Below are 19300 nucleotides of genomic sequence, written 5' to 3'. Positions count from 1 at the left end.
GATATGTCTGAAGAGTCAAAGCCTGCCGCCCCTGCCGACAACCTCGTCACCTCCTCCCACACCCTGCCGTCCGGCCAGGCGTACACCGCCACCGCCGGCACGATGGTGCTGCGCGAGGAGGTGACCACCGACGGCACGTTCGAGGGCCTGCGCCCCAAGGCCGAGGTGTTCATCACCGCCTACACCCTTGACGGCGCCGACCCCGGCAGCAGGCCGGTGACGTTCGCCTTCAACGGCGGGCCCGGCTCCTCCAGCGTGTGGCTGCACCTGGGCGTGCTCGGGCCCCGCCGGGTTGTCATGGGCGACGCCGGAGCGCTGCTGCCGCCCCCGTACGGGCTGGTGGACAACGAGGAGAGCCTGCTGCGGGTGAGCGACCTGGTCTTCATCGACCCGGTCTCCACCGGCTTCTCGCGGGCCGCCCAGGGGGAGAAGGCGGAGCCGTACCACGGCTTCACCGGCGACCTGGAGTCGGTCGGCGAGGTGATCAGGCTGTGGACCACCAGGAACGGCCGGTGGATGTCGCCGAAGTTCCTCGCCGGCGAGTCGTACGGCACCGTGCGGGCCGCCGGGCTGGCCGAGCACCTGCAGTCGCGCTACGGCATGTACCTCAACGGCGTCATGCTCATCTCCTCGGTGCTCGACTTCATCACCGGCGAGTTCAACGAGGGCAACGACCTGGCCTACGCGCTCTACCTGCCGACGTACGCGGCCATCGCCCACCACCACGGCCTGCACGGCGACCGGCCGCTGGCCGACGTGCTGCGCGAGGCGGAGGAGTACGCCGACCGCGACTACCTGTGGGCGCTGGCCAGGGGCAACCGGCTCACCGCCGAGGACCGCGCGGCGGCCGTCGCCAAGGTCGCCGGGCTGACCGGGCTGAGCACCGACTACGTGGACCGGGTCGACCTGCGCATCGAGCACATCAGGTTCTTCACCGAGGTGCTGCGCCACCGGCGGCAGGTCGTCGGCAGGCTCGACGGCCGCTTCACCGGCTGGGACCCCGACGCCGGCCGCGAGCACTTCGCCGCCGACCCCAGCATGGACGCGATCATGGGGCCGTACAGCGCGGCGCTCAACCACTACCTGCGCACCGACCTGGGCTACGCCAACGACCTGCCGTACGAGGTGCTCACCTCGCGGGTGCGGCCGTGGTCGTACAAGGAGTTCGAGAACGCGCACGTGCAGGTCGCCTCCCGCCTGGGGGCGGCGATGCGGGCCAATCCGCACCTGCGCGTGCACGTCGCCTGCGGCTACCACGACGGCGCCACGCCGTACTTCGCCGCCGAGCACACCTTCGCCCACCTGCCCGTGCCGCCCGAGCTGACCGGCAACATCGAGTTCAAGTACTACGAGGCCGGCCACATGATGTACGTGCACGAGCCCAGCAGGCTCGCCCAGTCAGCTCACCTGGCGGCGTTCGTCCTCGGAGAGCAGGCGTGAGGCTCTGGCCAGGCGCTGCCTGAGGTTCTGGCGCAGCGCGGCGAAGCGGTCGGGGTTGTCGCGGATGAGGGCGTTCTGCAGGTCGGCGTCGGCCGCGTACCAGGCCGCGACCAGGCCCGACGCCCACTTGCACGTGGTGTCGGCCGTCGCGGTCTGCCGCTCCTCCTCCGTCACCGCCGTGGGCTCGTCCAGGTTCCAGCGGCTGTCGGCGATGGCGGCCTCGGGCGCGGGGTAGGAGTGGCCGGCCTGGCTCATGCACGACTGCCAGCGCTTGACCGCCGCCGTCACCGTCGGGTGCTTGGCGGCCTGTTCCAGCGTCAGCGAGTCCTGCAGGGCCAGCCACGGCCAGTCCGCCTTGCGCGCCCCCTCGTCCAGGGCGAGCGTGGCGCGGTCGAGGCAGCCGCGGTCGGCCGCGGTGCCGTACAGGCGGTGGCGGGTGCGCTTGGGCAGCTTGCCGGCCCAGGCGCCGGTCGTGTCGGGAGAGGGCGGCCTGGCCAGGTGGTAGCCGTGCCGCTTGGCCGCGTCCGGGTCGGTGACGCCGTAGCGGCGGGAGTTGCCGGGATCCACGGCGGCGATCGCGGCCGCGCTCTCGGCGGGCGGGTCGATGGTGATGCCCCGCTTGCGCATGCACCTGACGACGAGACGGTTGTGGGCGTTGCCCAGCACGGCCCGCTGCTCGGGAGTGGTCTTGTAGGCGTCGAACGGGAGCACGAGGTGTGACACCGAGGTGACGCCCTTGGTGGGCGCGGGCGGTGCCACCGGCTCTTCGACGCCGCAGGCCGCGGCCGCCGCCAGCACCAAAGTGCTCGCGATGAGCCGGCGGCAGCCGGTTTCCGAGGGCCAAGCCCGGAAACCGGCACTCCCTTTATCGCTCAGCGGCACCAGATGTCGAGCGCGCTGGCGCGGTTGTTGCCGATGGCGTTGTTCGCCAGGAAACCGTCGTTCGAGTTGTGCGTGAACGTGCTGTGCGCACCCGTGTAACCGGGGTGCTGCCAGAGCGTCGCACTGCAGCCGACGCGGTTGCGCACCGAGCTGGTCTCGTTGTCCATGCTGTGCCAGGAGTTGCTGAAGTCCCAGTTCAGCCAGTTGTTGTCGGCGAAGTTGGAGTCGTCCGAGATGAAGTCCCGCCAGTGGTCGACCTGGCCGCGGTTGTAGTCGTAACCGGCGTACAGGCAGACCCGGCCGCCGTAGCAGGTCGAGCGGGGGCTGGCCACCGCGGCGGCAGCGGGGGCGACCACGGTGAACAGCGTGGCCGCGGCGATGAGACCGGCGGCCTTCTTGGTGAGCCTCACAGGTGTATCTCCGATCAGTGAGTCGTTTCTGCCGGGAACCCGGCGCGCCGGAATCGCACGCGAGCGGCCATGACCCGCGTCGATTTCCAAGGGCGCCGCGCCTCTGGAACGGGGCGCGGGCCCGGCCCGCCGCACTCACTGCTATCAGGGCCCTGCCCTGCGGTTTCGCCGCGTTGGCAGAAGTGTTGGCCCTCGTGGAGGAACCCGTGGTCTGCGCTCGACCTATTCGGGAAGCTCCTCGGGAAACTCCTCGGGAAACTCCTCCGAAAGCTACTCGGGAAGCGCCGCGGGGTTCTGCGCGAGCAGCCCGCCGTCCACGCGGTGCTCGGCTCCGGTGACGAACGACGAGCGCGGCCCCGCCAGGAACGCCACCACCTCGGCCACCTCCTCAGGGCGGCCCACGCGGCCCAGAGGATGGGTCCTGCCCCACTGCGCGACCTGCTCCTCCTGCGACAGCTCGCCCCGCCACAGGTCGGCCGCCCAGCGCAGCATCGGCGTGTCCACCGAGCCTGGGCAGACCGCGTTCACCCGGACGCCGTCCTTGGCGTGGTCCAGCGCCATGGCCTTGACCAGCCCGTTCAGCGCTGCCTTGCTCGCCGTGTACGCCGCCACCTGCGCCTGCGAGGCGAACGCCTGCACCGACGACACCACCACGATCGAGCCGCCGCCACGGGCGCGCAGCTGCGGCATCGCGGCCTTGCAGGTCAGGTAGACGCCCTTGAGGTTGATGTCGAGCACCTCGTCCCAGACCTCCTCGGGGGTCTCCTCGACCGTGCCGTAGCGCTGCACGCCCGCGCTGGTCACCACGATGTCCAGGCCGCCGTACCGGGAGACCGCGAGGTCCACCAGGCCGCGCAGGTCGTCGGCGCGGCGCACGTCGGCGACCCGGCCGGTGACGCGCTCGCCGTCCTGCTCGGCGTCCTTGTCCACACCGCAGAACACCACCGACGCGCCACCGGCCGCGAGCCGTTCGACCACCGCCCGCCCGATGCCCATCGAACCGCCCGTGACCAGCGCCACCTTGCCGTCGAACTCGGTCATGCCACCACCTCGGCGCGCATCTTCAACACCTTCGTCTCGTACGGGCCCAGCTCCATGGCCGTCCCGTTGTCCACTGCCGCGGCCAGGCCGTCGGTCGGCATGCCGGCGAACGGCTCAAGACCGACCGTGTACGCCTGACCCCACCAGGGGTACCCCGTGGTGGCGCCCAGCTCCTGCCACATCCACAGGTAGGGCAGGAGCGTGGCGTCCCACTCCACCCGGAAGCCGACCGCGCCGGTGATCTCGTACCAGCCTTCGTCGAAGCCGGTGAGGTAGACGATGTCGCTCGGCTGGCCGCGCTCGGGCACCACGCTCAGGTCCACCTCGCCGCCCCCGTCGGCGGGCACCACCGGCCACCGCCATGGGCCGCCCGCCTTGACCCGGCGCCCGCCGGGTGCGATCGGGGTCTCGTGCGGGATCACGGTGACGCCGTCGGGCAGCCTGATCCGGCCGCCCGGCCGCAGGAACGGCAGGCCGTACACGATGTGCTGGCCCCACATGGCGTGCAGCGGGAGCCCCGACTCGTTGGTGGCGCGCGCCTCGATCTCCAGCGCGGCCGTGCCGGAGCGCAGCCGCACCACCTTCTCCATCCGGTACGGCAGCCGCCGCGTCCGCACGCTGAGCCGTACCGCGACCTCCTCGGGGGAGTCGGCCACGACCGCGCACTCCCACGGCAGCCCCGCCACCTCGCCGTGCTGCGCCAGCCGCGCGCCGCGGTATTCGCTGGGCGCGCCGCCGTTGGGGAAGACGTCCTGCCAGCCGCCCTCGTAGTGGTCGATGAAGGGGGCGACGTCGTCGGGCGCGCCCTGGAGGTGCTCGCGCGGGTCGCGCAGGCCGCGCGGCGTGAGCCAGACGAGGTCGGTGTCGGTCGGCTTGTGCAGGAACTCGACGACGTCACCGCCCTTGCCCGGCAGCACGGTCACGCGCAGCCGCTCGTTCTCCAGGGTGACCGCGGCCAGCCCTTCGATCGTGCCCTGCCGCAGGCGGGCCGCCCAGTTGCGCCTCATTGGAACGTCACGTCCAGGAAGCGCGGGCGGTAGATGGAGACGTCGTCGTAGTGGTCGGTGTTGACGAAGCTGTTCACGTTGTACGACACCACGAGCCCCGGCCCGTCGATCTCCGGGTGCGCGTGGGCGTTGTAGGTGAAGATGTTCCCGTTGGTCTCGGGGGTCGTGTAGACGTGCTGCTTGGCGGTGAAGGGGCCGGCGGGTGAGCAGGCGGAGTAGGCGACGATGTTCGGGTTGAGCGCCACGGTCGTGTCATGCGTGATCAGGACATATCCGGATCCGACCTTGCTGACGCTGTACTCGTTCGCCACCCCGTCCATCACCCGCGCCGAGTCGGCCGGGTTCGCCGACCAGCCGCCGTCGGCCGTGCGGTACTCCCAGCGGCCGAGCAGGCTGTCGCCCTTGACCCTGGCGATGTGCATGTACTTCGGCGAGCCGAGGTCCTCGACCCCGTAGACGTAGGTGTGGCCGCCGTCCCTGAGGATGCCCGACGCCCAGGCCACGCCGTGGCCGCTCGGCAGGTCGTGCACGCTGATCGGGCGCTCAAGGCGGCCCGGCGCGAACCTGGCGACCACGTTGCGGTGCCAGCGCCAGTCCCACGCGCCTTCGCCGAAGCGCTCGTACTCCTGGTAGGTGACCTCCACGAGGCCGCCGGCCAGCGTGGCGTCGCCGGCCCAGTACCAGTGGTTCGCGTCGCGCGGCGGCATCACGGCCTTGGGCTTCGCCTCGGTGCCGCCGTGGATCGTGGACAGCCGGCCGTCGCGCTCGACGGCGAAGGTGTTGTTGAGGAAGACCGTCGAGCCGCCCTCCTCGACCACCGGGGGCCTGGAGCCGTCCTCGTTGACCCGGCCGAGGAACGTGTCGGAGAAGACCCACAGCTCCTTGCCGCCGGGCAGCTTGAGCGAGTACGTGCCGTCGGCGCCCGTCCAGTCGTCCAGGCGGTTGTTGTCGTTGCCGTGGTTGGTGAACAGGCTGGTCAGCCGGGCGTCAGGGGTGGCGCTCAGGACCGTGGGCGCACAGGTGGAAGCCTCTTGCGCCGCCGAGGCGGGTTGAGGGACGGCGGTGAAGCCGAGCAACGCGATGGCGAGGGGGGCGAGGGCTTTGCGGAATCGCGTCATGAGAGTTCCTAGGGGGAGGGGAGTTCCCTACAGTTCTAGTCATTAGATCACTTGGTGTCCAGGCCCCTCGTGAGGGCGGCGAAATCCGGATGACCGGCTGGCGGGGCGCCCGTTACCCTGCCGGGATGGGCCACGTGGAAGTAGGACATCTGACGTACGTGCTGCCTGACGGGCGGCCGCTGCTCAACGACGTCTCCTTCCGCGTCGGCGAGGGCGTCAAGGCGGCGCTCGTCGGGCCCAACGGCGCGGGCAAGACCACGCTCATGCGCCTCATCGCCGGCGACCTGCAGCCGGTCGAGGGCAGCGTGGCGAGCTCCGGCGGGCTCGGCGTGATGCGGCAGTTCATCGGCAGCGTGCGCGACGGCAGCACCGTACGCGACCTGCTGCTCGGCGTCGCGCCACCGGCCGTGCGGCAGGCGGCGCAGCGGCTCGACGAGGCCGAGCTGGCCATGATGGAGCGCGACGACGAGAAGACCCAGCTCCGCTACGCGCAGGCCATCAGCGACTACACCGACGCCGGCGGCTACGAGTTCGAGGTGCTCTGGGACACCTGTACGGTCGCCGCGCTCGGCGTCCCGTTCGACCGGGTGCAATACCGCGACGTCGCCACGCTGTCCGGCGGCGAGCAGAAGCGCCTGGTCCTGGAGGCGCTGCTGCGCGGCCCCGACCAGACCCTGCTGCTCGACGAGCCCGACAACTACCTCGACGTGCCCGGCAAGGAGTGGCTGGAGCGGCAGCTCAAGGAGACCCCCAAGACCGTCCTGCTGGTCAGCCACGACCGCCAGCTCCTCGCGAACGCGGCCGACCGCATCGTCACCGTCGAGTCGGGCAACATCTGGATCCACGGCGGCGGCTTCGCCACGTACGCGGAGGCGCGCAGGGCCCGCAACGAGCGCCTCGACGAGCTGCGCAGGCGCTGGGACGAAGAGCACGCCAAGATCAAGGCCCTGGTCAACATGCTGAAGAACAAGGCGCGCTACAACGACGGCATGGCGGCCGCCTACCACGCCGCCCAGACCAGGCTGCGCAAGTTCGAGGAGGCGGGGCCGCCGGAGGTGGCGCCGAGCGAGCAGCACATCTCGATGCGGCTACGCGGCGGCCGCACCGGCAAGCGGGCGGTGATCTGCGAGCAGCTCGAGCTCAGCGGCCTCATGCGCCCGTTCGACCTGGAGGTCTGGTACGCCGAGCGGGTCGCCGTGCTCGGCTCCAACGGCTCGGGCAAGTCCCACTTCCTGCGCCTGCTGGCCGGCGAGCAGGTCGCCCACGAGGGCGTGGCGAGGCTGGGGGCCCGCGTGGTGCCCGGCCACTTCGCGCAGACCCACGCGCGTCCCGACCTGCGCGGCCGCACCCCGGTCGAGATCGTCATGACCGAGCACGCCAGGCTCAAGAACGAGGCGATGAAGGCGCTGGCCCGCTACGAGCTGGCCGGCCGCGTGGCCGAGCAGCGCTTCGAGACGCTGTCCGGCGGTCAGCAGGCCCGGCTGCAGATCCTGCTGCTGGAGCTGTCGGGCGCCACGCTGCTGCTGCTCGACGAGCCGACCGACAACCTCGACCTGGCCAGCGCGGAGGCGCTGCAGGCGGGCCTGGAGGCGTTCGACGGCACGGTGCTGGCGGTCACGCACGACCGGTGGTTCGCCGCCGACTTCGACCGCTACCTCGTCTTCGGCGCCGACGGCATGGTCTACGAGTCGCCCGAGCCGGTCTGGGACGAGTCGCGCGTGGTGCGTCCCCGGTGAGAGACCCGCGTTAAAGAGTTGGTACGGCTGGCGCGTGTCCGCTGCCGGTCGTGCCATGTTCGGGTTATCACGGCAAAGTGATCCCGCGTAGCCGAACCGTCAGCCTCCTCGCACTCGGGGCGATCTGCCTCGCCGGGTGCGCGAGCGAGGAACGTCCCGTCCAGCCCCAGCTCAAGCCGCTCGCGATGAAGGAGCAGGTCTCCAACATCGTCAAGTCCGCCGACGGGTACGCCGTCAACTGGGCGGGCGTGCTGACCAACGCCAACCCGTGGCACTTCGGCGAGCACGTGGTCGCCACCATCGTCGGCCACGACGCCAAGGGCGCCGAGGTGCTGAAGCTGGACCAGCCGCTCGACGCGGTGCCGCCGGGCGGCTCGCTGGCCTTCACCGGGCAGGCTCCGGCCTCGGTGAAGCCGGCGAAGGTGACGATCCAATACCGGCCCGCGCGGTGGCGGCAGGCGGCGCGGATCGTGTCGTCGTTCCAGCCGTTCCCGATCAGCCGGGTGCAGACCCTGCCCCAGAAAGACGGCTCTTACCTCATTACCGGATATGTCGATAATCCCTATCAAATGCCGGTGAGCAGCCTGGTCGTGACGGCGATGTTGCGTGATAAATCCGGAAAACTCCTCGGCGGTGGCGACACGTTCGTGGACGACGTGAAGGCGGGCAGCGCGCCCAGGTTCGTGCTGTCGGTGCTCGGCCTGCCGAAGAACGCCAAGGTCGCCAAGACCGAGATCACCGCCAGGACCTGGGGGTCCACCGGGCGTCCTTACGAGGAGCTGGCGCTGGCCGGCGCGATGCCGATGCACACGGTCAAGCCGACCAGCGAGCCGTTCGCGGTGGACAGGAGCACAGCCGTCCTCTCCGAACACAAGCAGTAATTTCCGCAAATTTCGGGCGGTAATGCTGTGCGGAGCGATATTTCCGTACGGGAATCCGCCCGCTCCCAGACAAGAACCGGCCATAAGCCCGGAAGTGGTGGAACTACTAGTTACCGATCCATTACCTTCGGTCACATGACTGACCGCGTCCTGGTGGAAGCACTCCGCGCCCGTGATCCAGGGGCACTCGCCACGCTCTACGACGCGTACGCGGAGAGCGTCTACCGCTACTGCTGGTCCCTTCTCCTCAGCGCCGAGAGCGCCCAGGTGGCGCTGCGCGACACGCTGATCGCCGCCGAGGCGCACGCCGGCGCCCTGGCCGACCCCGACAGGCTCGGCACCTGGCTCTACGCGCTGGCCAGAGCCGAGTGCCTGCGCCGCAGGGCCGCCGAGCCGACGGGCGCCGACGAGGGACTGGCCGAGGCGCCCGTCCTCGACGACCCCGCCGACGCCGACCTGCGCATCATGGCCTGGAACGCCGTCCAGAGCCTGCCCACGGCCGAGCGCGAGGTGCTCGAGCTCGTCCACCGCCACCGGCTGCCCGCCGCCGAGCTGGCGCAGGTGGTCGCGCAGCCCGTACGCCAGGTCGAGCTGCTGCACGAGCAGGCCCGCGAGAGCCTGCGCGACGCCATCACCGCCGAGGTGCTGGCCAGGAAGGGCCCCTACGACTGCCCGCGCAGGGCCCGCATCCTGTCCGGCTTCTCCGGCGCGCTGACCACGGAGATGCGCGAGCACCTGGTCAGGCACCTGCCGCGGTGCGAGGTCTGCGCGCCCCACCGCAGCCGCGAGGTCTCCGTCGCCAAGGTCTACGAGCTGCTGCCCGAGCCCGCGCTGCCCGAGACGCTGCGGGTGCGCGTGATGAGCTGCTTCGCCGACCCCGAGCTGCTGCCCTACCGCCGCTACGTCGCCCGCCGCACGGCCGCGCTCGGCGCCGCCGGGTTTCCCGTTCCCGGCGCGCTCCACGGCAGGAGGTGGCCTCAGGCGGTGGCGGGCGCGCTGGCGGCGGTCGCGACCGTGGTGGCGATAGCGGTCATCTTCCAGCACATCGGAAGGGAGAACGGTGGAGTGACAGGTGTCGCGACGGCCGCGTTCCCGGCCACGGGCGAACCGCCCGGCATCCGCCTGCCCTGGCAGGCCGACCCCGAGGACGTCCCGTTGACCGTGCTGCCCATCCTCGACGGCACGACCGCGCAGCCGCTCGGCGTCACGGGGACGCCGGGGCAGCCGCCGCCGGTGGTCCCCGTGGTGGCCACGCAGACCGGCGGCGCTCCGCCGTCGTCAGGGCCTGGCGAGCCGGAGACGCCGCCCTCCCGGCCCGCCTCGCCACCGCCCTCCCCGCCCGCGCCACCGGAGGAGCCGCCGACGCGGCTCACGCCGCCCGCGGAAGAGCCGCCCGAGCAGCCCCCGACGCAGGCCCCGCCGGCGCAGACCCCGCCGACCCGGACCCCACCTCCGAAGCACCCGCGCCCCCCGAAACACCCGCACCCCCACCCGCCGAAGCCCCGGCCCTGCGGTCCCCGCACCCCCTGCCCGACCCCGTCCCCCTCGCCGAGCCCCACCCAGACCCCCACGCCCACCACCACGCCGTCGGAACCGGCCACCCCCACGCCCTCGGACGAGCCGTCCGCCACCCCAACGGAGAACCGCAGCTGAACCGCGTTCTGCCAGCGCTTCGGAAAGGGGCGATTGAGGCTCGGTGTGGTCACGTTACGTGAGTTAACCGGGGGGAATCGTGCGCATAGAGTAACCAACGGTTTCAGGGGGACCTATGCGCGCATTCCGGGCCGGGCTCCTCGCTGCCTGCCTGCTGGTGGCCACGTGCCCGCCCGCACTCGCCGAGCCGGGTCCGTCCCGTCACGACGTCAAGCGGGCCCGCCAGACCGTACGCGAGCGCTCCCACCAGCTCAGCCGCACCACCGCCGCCCTGGTGACCGCCCAGTCGCGGCTCGACCGGCTGGCGGCCGAGGTGGAGCGGCTGGTGGAGGCGTACAACGGGGAGGTCGTCCGGCTGCGCAGGGCCGAGCAGGCGCAGCAGCAGGCCACCGCCCGGCTCGCCGCCGCCGACGCCGAGGTCGAACGGGCCAGGCAGGACGTCGCGCTGCTCGCCGCCGAGAACTACGGCGGCCTGGGGACGGTCAAGCCGTACATGGGGATGCTGGCCGACCGCGGCGGCACGGACGGGTTCCTGCACCGGGCCATGGTGCTGGGCTATCTGGAGGAGGAGCAGGGCGCGGTCATGCGGCGCCTGCGCGACGCCCAGGAAGTGGCCGCGATCCTGCGGACGTACGCGGGGCGGGCGCACGCCGAGCGGCTCGCGGCGGCGGAGAGCGCCCGCCGGGCCAAGCTCGCCGCCCAGACCGCAGTCGCCCGCCAGCGGCGCGAGACCCGGCAGCTGATGGCCAGGAAGACGACCCTGCAGCGCAAGGTGAACGCCGCCCGCACCCGTGCCCAGCTCCTCGCCAGGCGGCGCGCGGCGGCCCTGTCAGGGCTCGTCGCGGGCGGCTCGCGGATGGGGGACGTGGCCGCCAACTGGGCGCTCACCCAGCTCGGCAAGCCGTACGTGTGGGCCGCCGCAGGCCCCGAGACCTATGACTGCTCGGGGCTGACCATGCGGGCCTGGGAGAAGGTGGGCGTGCGGCTCGACCACTGGACGGGCACCCAGTGGACCTCGGGCCCGCACGTGCCGCTCGACCAGCTGCGCCGCGGCGACCTGCTGTTCTTCGCGCACGTCAGCGGCGACCCCTCGACCATCCACCACGTCGGCATCTACGTCGGACGCGGCCAGATGGTGCACGCGCCGCAGACCGGCGACGTCGTACGGGTGGCCTCGATCTGGCGCGGGGACCTGGTGGGCGCCACCAGGCCCCGCTGACGGCAGGTCAGTGGTGACCGTGCTCCTTGGCCCGGCGGAACGAGCGCTCGATCTCGGCCTCGGCCTCGATGCGGCCCACCCAGTTGGCGCCCTCGACCGACTTGCCCGGCTCGAGGTCCTTGTAGACCTCGAAGAAGTGCTGGATCTCCAGGCGGTCGAACTCCGAGACATGGTGGATGTCCTGGATGTGATGCATGCGGGGGTCGGTGGACGGCACGCACAGCACCTTGTCGTCGCCGCCCTTCTCGTCCGTCATCCGGAACATCCCCACCGCACGGCACGTGATGTAGCACCCGGGGAACGTCGGCTCCTGCAGCAGCACCAGCGCGTCGAGCGGGTCGCCGTCCTCACCGAGGGTGTTCTCGATGAAGCCGTAGTCGGCGGGGTACTGCGTGGAGGTGAACAGCAGCCGGTCAAGCCTGATCTTGCCGGTCTCGTGATCGACTTCGTACTTGTTCCGTTGTCCCTTGGGAATCTCAACGACAACGTCGAACTCCACCGCGGTTCCTCCGCTCAGGCCCCCGGGCACCCCCGGGCGGGCGTTAATGTCTCGTAGGCGAACACAGGAGAGAGGGCAGGCGACGTGGCGCGGCGCGACCGGTTGGTGATGCTGACCACCCTCGCCGTGCTCCAGGTCCTGACGATCGTCATCGGCGTTTACGCGATGACCACCGACTTCAACCTGAGCGCGCTGACGAGCGGGTCTGCGCCGACCGATCCGACGGCGTCCCCGGCGGAAGGCTCTCCCCCCGTCCCCGTGGTCACCGCGGGGCCTGTGCTGGCCCAGCTTTCGGCGAAGTCAGGAGACGGACCTCTCCCGACTAAGGGTACTTTGACGAAGCAGTTGGCCAGCGCGCTGGGTGACGATGCGCTCGGCCGACGGGTGGGCGCGGTCGTCCTCGACACCGTCACAGGCGAGCAGCTCTTCGCGGCCAATCCCGACACCGCCATCACCCCCGCCTCCACCACGAAGATCATCACGTGCACCGCGGCCCTGGCCGCGCTCGGCCCCGACGCCCGGCTGTCCACCCGCGTCGTCCAGGGGACCAAGCCCGGCACGATCGTCCTCGTCGGAGGCGGCGACCCCATGCTCGCCGGCCCCCAGGCCAGGTCGTCCGACTACCCGAAGCAGGCGAGCCTGAACACCCTGGCCGCGCGCACCGCCGCCACGCTCAAGGCGCGGGGTGTGCGCAAGGTCACCCTCTCCTACGACGACAGCCTGTTCACCGGCAACCCCAAAGCGCCTGGCTGGAAGCCCAACTACATCCCCGACGGCGAGGTCGCCCCCGTCCACGCGCTGATGATCGACGAGGGCCGCCAGGACCCCCGCTTCCGCGCCCCCCGGGTCCAGAACCCGCCCCAATACGCCGCCGACGCCTTCGCCAGGCTCCTCGCCGAGCAGGGCGTCTCCGTCGCCAAGTCCGTACGTCCCGCCAAGGCGCCCGCCGGCGCCGCCGAGCTCGGCCGCGTCGACTCCGCCCCGCTCTACGCGCTCGTCGAGCACACCCTCACCCGCAGCGACAACGACCTCGCAGAAGCCCTCATGCGGCACGTCGCCATCAAGGAGGGCCAGCAGCCGTCGTTCGGCGGCGGCGGCAAGGCCGTGAACGCCGTGCTGCAGCGGCTCGGACTGGCCCAGAACGTCTCGCTCTCCGACGGCAGCGGCCTGTCCATCCGCAACCGCATCAGCCCCCACGCCCTCGCCAAGGCCATCGCCCTGGCCGGCGCGCCGCAGCACCCCGAGCTGCGCGCGGTCGCCACCGGCATGCCGATCGCCGGCTTCTCCGGCACGCTCGGCAACGGGCGGCGCTTCACCGGCGGCGACAGCAAGGACCAGGTCGGGCTCGTCCGCGCCAAGACCGGCACGCTCAACCACATCAACACGCTCGCCGGGCTCGCCACCACCAAGGACGGGCGGCTGGTCACCTACGCCTTCATGGCCGACCAGGTGCCGGTCAACGCCGAACCCGTGCTCGACCGGCTCGCGGCCATCGTCGCACGTTCCTGAGCACGTTCCCCAGCACGGTCCTCGGCACGGTCCTCGGCACGGTCCTCGGCACGGTCCTCGGCACGGTCCTCGGCACGTTCCTCCGCACGGTCCTTCGCGGCCCGGACCAGAAGCACGTACCGTGGACGGTATGCAGGTGATCGACTGGGATCTGGCCGTCACGACCGGCACGCGCCTCGTGCGCCCCGGCCCACAGGTGAGCCGGGAGGAGGCCAGGCAGGCCGTCGCCGAGCTCCGCACCCTGTCACGCGAGGCCGAAGGGCACGTGCGGCAGTTCACCAAGATCCACACGGAGACCGCGCCGCAGCCGGCGACCATCGTCGACCGGCCCGGCTGGATCAAGGCCAACGTCGAGGGCTTCCGCGTGGTGCTCGAGCCGCTCACGCAGCGCATGGGCAACTCCGACAACCAGCCGCCGGCCATCGTCACCGCCGTCGGCTCCCGCATCACGGGCGTCGAGGTCGGGGCCGTGCTGGCCTTCCTCGCCTCCCGCGTGCTGGGGCAGTACGAGCTGTTCCTGCCGCCCGACCCCACCGGTCAGGAGCCCGCGGGGCGGCTCACGCTCGTCGCGCCCAACATCGTCCACGCCGAGCGCGAGATGGGCGTCAACCCCCACGACTTCCGCCTGTGGGTGTGCCTCCACGAGGAGACCCACCGCGTGCAGTTCACCGGCGTGCCCTGGCTGCGCGAATACGTGCGCTCCCAGATGACCGAGTTCCTGCTCGCGTCCGATCTCGACCTGCCCACCCTGCTCGAGCGCCTCCGCAACGCCGCCGACACCGTCGCCGACGTGGTGCGCGGCGGCGAGGGCAACCTCATCGACGCCATCCAGTCGCCCGGCCAGAAGGAGATCCTCGACCGCCTCACGGCCGTCATGACGCTGGTGGAGGGCCACGGCGACTACGTCATGGACGCGGTAGGGCCGTCCGTGGTCCCCTCGGTGGCCGACATCCGCGCCAAGTTCGCGCAACGCCGCGAGGGCGGCTCCCGCCTCGACCGCACGGTCCGCCGCCTGCTGGGCATAGAAGTCAAAATGAAGCAGTACGCGGAAGGCTCCGCCTTCGTCCGCACGGTGGTGGACCGAGTGGGCATGGACGGCTTCAACAAAATCTGGACATCCCCCGAAACCCTCCCCACGACCCCGGAGATAGCCGACCCGACGTCCTGGATCAGCCGCGTAATAGGCACCCCGGCCCTCCCCGCCTAGCAGAGGAGTCGGACAACAAAGCCTTACGACCCCGCAGCAGCGGCACGCGCCCACATCACCGCGGCGCCGCTGAGCGACGGGAGCCCTCGCTCCTCGGGGTTCTCACGAGCGCCGCGTCGGCGGGATGGGGTACGGCGGAGGCCGGCGCCTGTGGTCGGCGGTCCGCGTCCACGCCGTTCGTGAGAGACGGCGCGCGTCGGCTGGAGCGGGGAAGCCACGGTGGCGCGGGTGCGCAGGGGCCGGTGCTTGTCGGGGGTGGGGCGGGGCAGGCGGGAGAATGCGTGCGTGGGTCCACATCCGGCTGTTGCTGATGTACGTAGGGCTGTGCGGGAGGCGTTGGCCGATCTGCCGCAGGGGGCGCTCGTTCTCGTCGCCTGTAGTGGTGGGGCGGATTCGTTGGCGCTGGCGGCGGCGACCGCGTTCGTGGCGCCTCGGGCCGAGCTCAGGGCCGGGCTGGTGACCGTTGATCATCAACTGCAGGAGGGGTCGGGGGAGCGGGCCGTCTCTGTGGCGCGGATCGGGTCGGAAATGGGGCTCGGTCCGTCCGAGGTGCTGACCGTCACCGTCGGTACTGAAGGAGGGCCTGAGGCGGCGGCCAGGGAGGCGCGGTATGCGGCGCTGAGCGAGGCGGCGGAGAGGCTGCGGGCGGCGGCGGTGTTGCTGGGGCACACCAGGGATGATCAGGCTGAGACGGTTCTGCTGGGGCTGGCCCGGGGGAGCGGCACTCGGAGTCTGTCGGGGATGGCATCCGTCGCGGCGATCTATCGGCGCCCGCTGCTGGGCATCCCTCGGGCGACCACGGTGGCGGCTTGCGGCGCGCTCGGTCTGCGGCCCTGGGATGATCCACACAACGAGGATCCGCGCTTCACCCGGGTGCGGGTCCGCCGGCGGGTGCTGCCGGTGCTGGAGGCGGAGCTCGGGCCGGGGGTGGCGGAGGCGCTCGCGCGGACGGCGGCCATGGCGCGGGAGGACGCGGACGCGCTCGACGAGTGGGCCGATTCCGCGTACGAAAATTGCGCTCTAAGCGATATCGGCGGGTCGGTGAGGCTGCCGGTGACGGAGTTGGAGAAGCTGCCCGGCGCCGTGAGGCGGCGGATGGTGCGGAGGGCGGCGATCGCGGCGGGAGCGCCGTCCGGAGCCCTGTCGGCGACCCACGTGCTGGCGGTGGACCGGCTGCTCACGCACTGGCACGGGCAGAAAGCCGTGGATCTGCCCGGGGGTCTGTCCGCCGTCCGGCGGTATGGCACCCTGATATTCGCCATCAGTCCCATCCCGTAAGGAACCACAGGTGGACGCTGCCGACATGGGCAATGACCTGGAAAAGGTGCTCATTCCCGAGGACGAGCTCCAGGCGAAGATCAAAGAACTCGCGGCCCGGATAGACGAGGATTACGCGGGCAAGGAAGTGCTGCTCGTCGGCGTGCTGAAGGGCGCGGTCATGGTGATGGCCGACCTGGCCAGAGCGTTGCACGTGCCGGTGCAGATGGACTGGATGGCGGTGTCGTCGTACGGCGCGGGCACCAAGTCGTCCGGCGTCGTACGCGTGCTGAAAGACCTCGACACCGACATCTTGAACCGTCATGTGCTGATCGTCGAGGACATCATCGACTCGGGCCTGACGCTGCACTGGCTGCTGGAAAACCTGAAGTCGCGCAATCCGGCGTCGCTGGAGATCTGCGCCGCGCTGCGGAAACCCGACGCGGTGAAGGTGCCGATCGACGTCAAATACGTGGGCTTCGACATTCCCAGCGAGTTCGTCATCGGTTATGGGCTCGACTACGCGGAGCGCTACCGCAACCTGCCGTTCATCGGCACCCTGGCGCCGCACGTATATCGATAGCGCTTCGGGCCCTCCCTTCCGGCAATGGCCGGGAACATGGCGCAACGTGACGTACGTTGATAGGGCAAGACCGGTGTAGCGGGCGGGTCCCTCCGTGCGCTCTGCCGGTGTACCTTCAGACTCCGGGAGGGTGACCACGTGTCCCCTTCGGGTAGTCAGAAGTCGCGGTGCCGGATGCCGCGGCCCCGGGCGTGCCCGGGGTTCCAGGCCATGGTCAGGAAGGGACGGGCCCGCAAGGGGTTCCGCATCGGATGGATCTCAAGCGATTTACACGTGGGCCACTGCTGTGGATCCTGGGCATCGTCGTGCTGCTCCTCCTCGTCACTCAGCTCTGGAGTGGCGGTGGAAATTACAAGTCGGCCGACACGTCCTTGGTTCTGCAGCAGATTCGCGCCGGAAACGTCAGCAACGCCAAGATTGTCGACAAGGACAACCGGATCGAGGTGAAGCTCGTCAACCCGGTCGCGGTTGAGCCGGGCGGCACTCCGACCAACCTCATCCAGTCCGACTGGGTCACCGGCTACGGCAGCAAGCTGACCGACGAGCTGCAGGCTCAGGTCGACGCCGGCAAGACCAAGAGCTTCACCACCGAGGTGCCGCAGGAGAACATCCTGCTGAGCCTGCTGGTGAGCTTCCTGCCGATCGTCATCATCGTGCTGATCTTCCTGTTCATCATGAACCAGATGCAGGGCGGCGGCTCGCGGGTGATGAACTTCGGCAAGTCGAAGGCGAAGCTCATCACGAAGGACACCCCCAAGACCACGTTCGCCGACGTCGCGGGTGCCGACGAGGCCATTGAGGAGCTCCAGGAGATCAAGGAGTTCCTGCAGGCCCCGGCCAAGTTCCAGGCGATCGGCGCCAAGATCCCCAAGGGCGTGCTGCTGTACGGCCCGCCCGGCACCGGTAAGACGCTGCTGGCCCGCGCGGTCGCCGGCGAGGCCGGGGTGCCGTTCTACTCGATCTCGGGCTCCGACTTCGTCGAGATGTTCGTCGGTGTCGGCGCCTCCCGTGTGCGCGACCTGTTCGAGCAGGCCAAGGCCAACGCCCCCGCGATCATCTTCATCGACGAGATCGACGCCGTCGGCCGCCACCGCGGCGCCGGCCTGGGCGGCGGTCACGACGAGCGCGAGCAGACCCTCAACCAGCTGCTCGTCGAGATGGACGGCTTCGACGTCAAGGGCGGCGTGATCCTCATCGCCGCGACCAACCGGCCCGACATCCTCGACCCGGCGCTGCTGCGTCCCGGCCGCTTCGACCGGCAGGTCACGGTCGACCGCCCCGACCTCGAGGGCCGCAAGGGCATCCTCAAGGTCCACGGCCGCGGCAAGCCGTTCGCTCCCGACGTCGACCTCGACGTCATCGCGCGCCGCACCCCCGGGTTCACCGGCGCCGACCTGGCCAACGTGATCAACGAGGCGGCCCTGCTCACCGCGCGGGCCGACCAGAAGCTCATCACGATGGACGTCCTCGAGGAGTCGATCGACCGCGTCATGGCAGGGCCCGAGCGCAAGACGCGGGTCATGTCCGACAAGGAAAAGAAGATGATCGCCTACCACGAGGGCGGTCACGCACTGGTGGCGCACGCGCTGCCCAACTCCGACCCGGTTCACAAGATCACGATCCTGTCCCGCGGCCGCGCGCTCGGTTACACGATGACGCTGCCGATGGAGGACAAGTTCCTGGCCACCAGGTCCGAGATGATGGACCAGCTCGCGATGCTGCTCGGCGGCCGCGCGGCGGAGGAACTCGTCTTCCACGAGCCCACCACCGGCGCCTCCAACGACATCGAGAAGGCCACGGCCGTCGCCCGCCGCATGGTGACCGAGTACGGCATGAGCGAGCAGCTCGGCGCCCGTAAGTTCGGCACCGGCCAGGCGGAGGTGTTCCTGGGCCGCGAGATGGGCCACGAGCGCGACTACTCCGAGAAGATCGCCTCCACGATCGACGAGGAGGTCCGCCGGATGATCGAGACGGCGCACGACCAGGCGTGGGACATCCTGGTCCAATACCGCGACGTGCTCGACAACCTGGTGCTGGAGCTCATGGAGAAGGAGACGCTCTCCCGCGAGCAGGTGCTGCAGATCTTCGCCCCCGTGGTGGTCAAGGAGCACCGCCCGTCCTACGCGGGCTACGGCAAGCGGCTGCCGTCCGACCGGCCGCCGATCCTGACCCCGAAGGAGCAGTCGGCCAACGGCTCGCTCACCTCGGGCCACCAGGACGCCCTGCCCTCCGGGGAAAGTACGTGACGCAGCACGACGTCGACCTCGGGCGGATCGAGAAGGCCGTACGCGAGATCCTCTACGCCATCGGCGAGGATCCCGACCGCGACGGCCTGGTCGAGACGCCCGCCAGGGTCGCCCGCGCGATGGCCGAGCAGTATTCCGGGCTCGGCCAGACGCCGGAAGAGGTGCTCAACAAGGTCTTCGACGTCGATCACGACGAGATGGTGCTCGTGCGTGACATCGAGGTCTACTCGACCTGCGAGCACCACCTGGTCCCGTTCCACGGCCTGGCCCACGTGGGCTACATCCCCAACGCGAAGGGCCAGGTCACGGGGCTGTCGAAGCTGGCCAGGCTGGTCGACGTGTTCGCCCGCCGGCCGCAGGTGCAGGAGCGGATGACCTCGCAGATCGCCGACGCGCTCATGCGGGTGCTGGAGCCGCGCGGGGTGATCGTGGTGGTGGAGTGCGAGCACCTGTGCATGACGATGCGCGGCGTACGCAAGCCGGGCGCCAAGACCGTCACGTCGGCCGTGCGGGGCGACTTCCGTACGAGCGACAAGACCCGGTCCGAGGCCATGGCGCTCATCCTGGGGCGCTGATCAGGTCGCGAGCGGCGAACGGGGTACCCACGATGTC

At 70.6% G+C, this 19300-nt stretch carries 17 protein-coding genes; 11 read left to right on the top strand and 6 right to left on the bottom strand.

The window, feature by feature from the left end; genetic code table 11:
- Nucleotides 1-3 precede the first annotated feature (3 nt).
- The gene (locus ACFFR3_RS33825; protein WP_364367695.1) at nucleotides 4-1440 is read left to right on the top strand and encodes a S10 family peptidase; all 1437 of its coding nucleotides are present in this window, start codon (nucleotides 4-6) and stop codon (nucleotides 1438-1440) included.
- Here the strand turns inward: ACFFR3_RS33825 and ACFFR3_RS33820 are convergent.
- The 5 genes from ACFFR3_RS33820 to ACFFR3_RS33800 all read right to left on the bottom strand — a co-directional run bounded on the left by ACFFR3_RS33820 (nucleotide 1399) and on the right by ACFFR3_RS33800 (nucleotide 5898).
- Complete coding sequence (locus ACFFR3_RS33820) at nucleotides 1399-2241, bottom strand: hypothetical protein (RefSeq protein WP_364367692.1); 843 nt, start codon at nucleotides 2239-2241, stop codon at nucleotides 1399-1401. The genes ACFFR3_RS33825 and ACFFR3_RS33820 overlap by 42 nt on opposite strands.
- Before the next feature lie 71 nt (nucleotides 2242-2312).
- The gene (locus tag ACFFR3_RS33815; protein ID WP_364367689.1) at nucleotides 2313-2732 is read right to left on the bottom strand and encodes a peptidase inhibitor family I36 protein; all 420 of its coding nucleotides are present in this window, start codon (nucleotides 2730-2732) and stop codon (nucleotides 2313-2315) included.
- 270 nt (nucleotides 2733-3002) lie between these two features.
- On the bottom strand, nucleotides 3003-3773 hold the full coding sequence (locus ACFFR3_RS33810; RefSeq protein ID WP_345392419.1) for an SDR family NAD(P)-dependent oxidoreductase: 771 nt from the start codon (nucleotides 3771-3773) through the stop codon (nucleotides 3003-3005).
- The gene (locus ACFFR3_RS33805; RefSeq protein WP_364367686.1) at nucleotides 3770-4780 is read right to left on the bottom strand and encodes a DUF4432 family protein; all 1011 of its coding nucleotides are present in this window, start codon (nucleotides 4778-4780) and stop codon (nucleotides 3770-3772) included. Before ACFFR3_RS33805 ends, ACFFR3_RS33810 begins: the two co-directional genes overlap by 4 nt.
- The gene (locus tag ACFFR3_RS33800; RefSeq protein ID WP_364367683.1) at nucleotides 4777-5898 is read right to left on the bottom strand and encodes a DUF5005 domain-containing protein; all 1122 of its coding nucleotides are present in this window, start codon (nucleotides 5896-5898) and stop codon (nucleotides 4777-4779) included. Before ACFFR3_RS33800 ends, ACFFR3_RS33805 begins: the two co-directional genes overlap by 4 nt.
- Before the next feature lie 125 nt (nucleotides 5899-6023).
- Between ACFFR3_RS33800 and ACFFR3_RS33795 the strand changes: the two genes are divergently transcribed.
- The 4 genes from ACFFR3_RS33795 (at nucleotide 6024) to ACFFR3_RS33780 (ending at nucleotide 11387) form a co-directional block, all read left to right on the top strand.
- Nucleotides 6024-7634, top strand: a complete 1611-nt coding sequence (locus tag ACFFR3_RS33795; RefSeq protein WP_364367680.1) for an ABC-F family ATP-binding cassette domain-containing protein — start codon at nucleotides 6024-6026, stop codon at nucleotides 7632-7634.
- Nucleotides 7635-7711: 77 nt separating this feature from the next.
- Nucleotides 7712-8515 (top strand): hypothetical protein, encoded by an 804-nt coding sequence (locus ACFFR3_RS33790; RefSeq protein ID WP_364367678.1) that lies wholly within the window; start codon nucleotides 7712-7714, stop codon nucleotides 8513-8515.
- 135 nt (nucleotides 8516-8650) lie between these two features.
- A complete protein-coding gene (locus tag ACFFR3_RS33785) occupies nucleotides 8651-10168 on the top strand; it encodes an RNA polymerase sigma factor (RefSeq protein ID WP_379484452.1) in 1518 nt (505 codons plus the stop codon).
- 115 nt (nucleotides 10169-10283) lie between these two features.
- Entirely contained in the window at nucleotides 10284-11387 is a 1104-nt protein-coding gene (locus ACFFR3_RS33780; protein WP_379484451.1) for a C40 family peptidase, read from the top strand.
- Between the two features lie 7 nt (nucleotides 11388-11394).
- Here the strand turns inward: ACFFR3_RS33780 and ACFFR3_RS33775 are convergent, their stop codons facing one another.
- The gene (locus ACFFR3_RS33775) at nucleotides 11395-11886 is read right to left on the bottom strand and encodes an inorganic diphosphatase (RefSeq protein ID WP_355412661.1); all 492 of its coding nucleotides are present in this window, start codon (nucleotides 11884-11886) and stop codon (nucleotides 11395-11397) included.
- 84 nt (nucleotides 11887-11970) lie between these two features.
- Between ACFFR3_RS33775 and dacB the strand changes: the two genes are divergently transcribed.
- The 6 genes from dacB to folE all read left to right on the top strand — a co-directional run bounded on the left by dacB (nucleotide 11971) and on the right by folE (nucleotide 19263).
- The gene (gene dacB / locus ACFFR3_RS33770) at nucleotides 11971-13395 is read left to right on the top strand and encodes a D-alanyl-D-alanine carboxypeptidase/D-alanyl-D-alanine endopeptidase (protein ID WP_364367670.1); all 1425 of its coding nucleotides are present in this window, start codon (nucleotides 11971-11973) and stop codon (nucleotides 13393-13395) included.
- Nucleotides 13396-13525: 130 nt separating this feature from the next.
- Nucleotides 13526-14602: an Rv3626c family coenzyme F420 biosynthesis-associated protein gene (locus ACFFR3_RS33765; protein WP_364367667.1), complete on the top strand. Its 1077-nt coding sequence runs from the start codon at nucleotides 13526-13528 to the stop codon at nucleotides 14600-14602.
- A gap of 285 nt (nucleotides 14603-14887) precedes the next feature.
- The gene (tilS, locus tag ACFFR3_RS33760) at nucleotides 14888-15880 is read left to right on the top strand and encodes a tRNA lysidine(34) synthetase TilS (RefSeq protein WP_364367664.1); all 993 of its coding nucleotides are present in this window, start codon (nucleotides 14888-14890) and stop codon (nucleotides 15878-15880) included.
- A 10-nt stretch (nucleotides 15881-15890) separates the two neighbouring features.
- Nucleotides 15891-16442 carry a hypoxanthine phosphoribosyltransferase gene (hpt, locus tag ACFFR3_RS33755; protein ID WP_364367661.1) on the top strand — a complete coding sequence of 184 codons (552 nt, stop codon included), beginning with the start codon at nucleotides 15891-15893 and terminating at the stop codon, nucleotides 16440-16442.
- 251 nt (nucleotides 16443-16693) lie between these two features.
- On the top strand, nucleotides 16694-18688 hold the full coding sequence (gene ftsH / locus ACFFR3_RS33750; protein ID WP_355412651.1) for an ATP-dependent zinc metalloprotease FtsH: 1995 nt from the start codon (nucleotides 16694-16696) through the stop codon (nucleotides 18686-18688).
- Nucleotides 18685-19263: a GTP cyclohydrolase I FolE gene (gene folE / locus ACFFR3_RS33745; RefSeq protein ID WP_345392395.1), complete on the top strand. Its 579-nt coding sequence runs from the start codon at nucleotides 18685-18687 to the stop codon at nucleotides 19261-19263. The genes ftsH and folE overlap by 4 nt, the downstream gene beginning before the upstream one ends.
- Nucleotides 19264-19300: the final 37 nt, after the last annotated feature.

The sequence above is a fragment of the Nonomuraea salmonea genome (assembly GCF_042428605.1).
GTDB lineage: Bacteria > Actinomycetota > Actinomycetes > Streptosporangiales > Streptosporangiaceae > Nonomuraea > Nonomuraea salmonea.
Note: the sequence above shows the minus strand (reverse complement) of the source record. Positions and strands in the feature narration are given on the sequence as shown.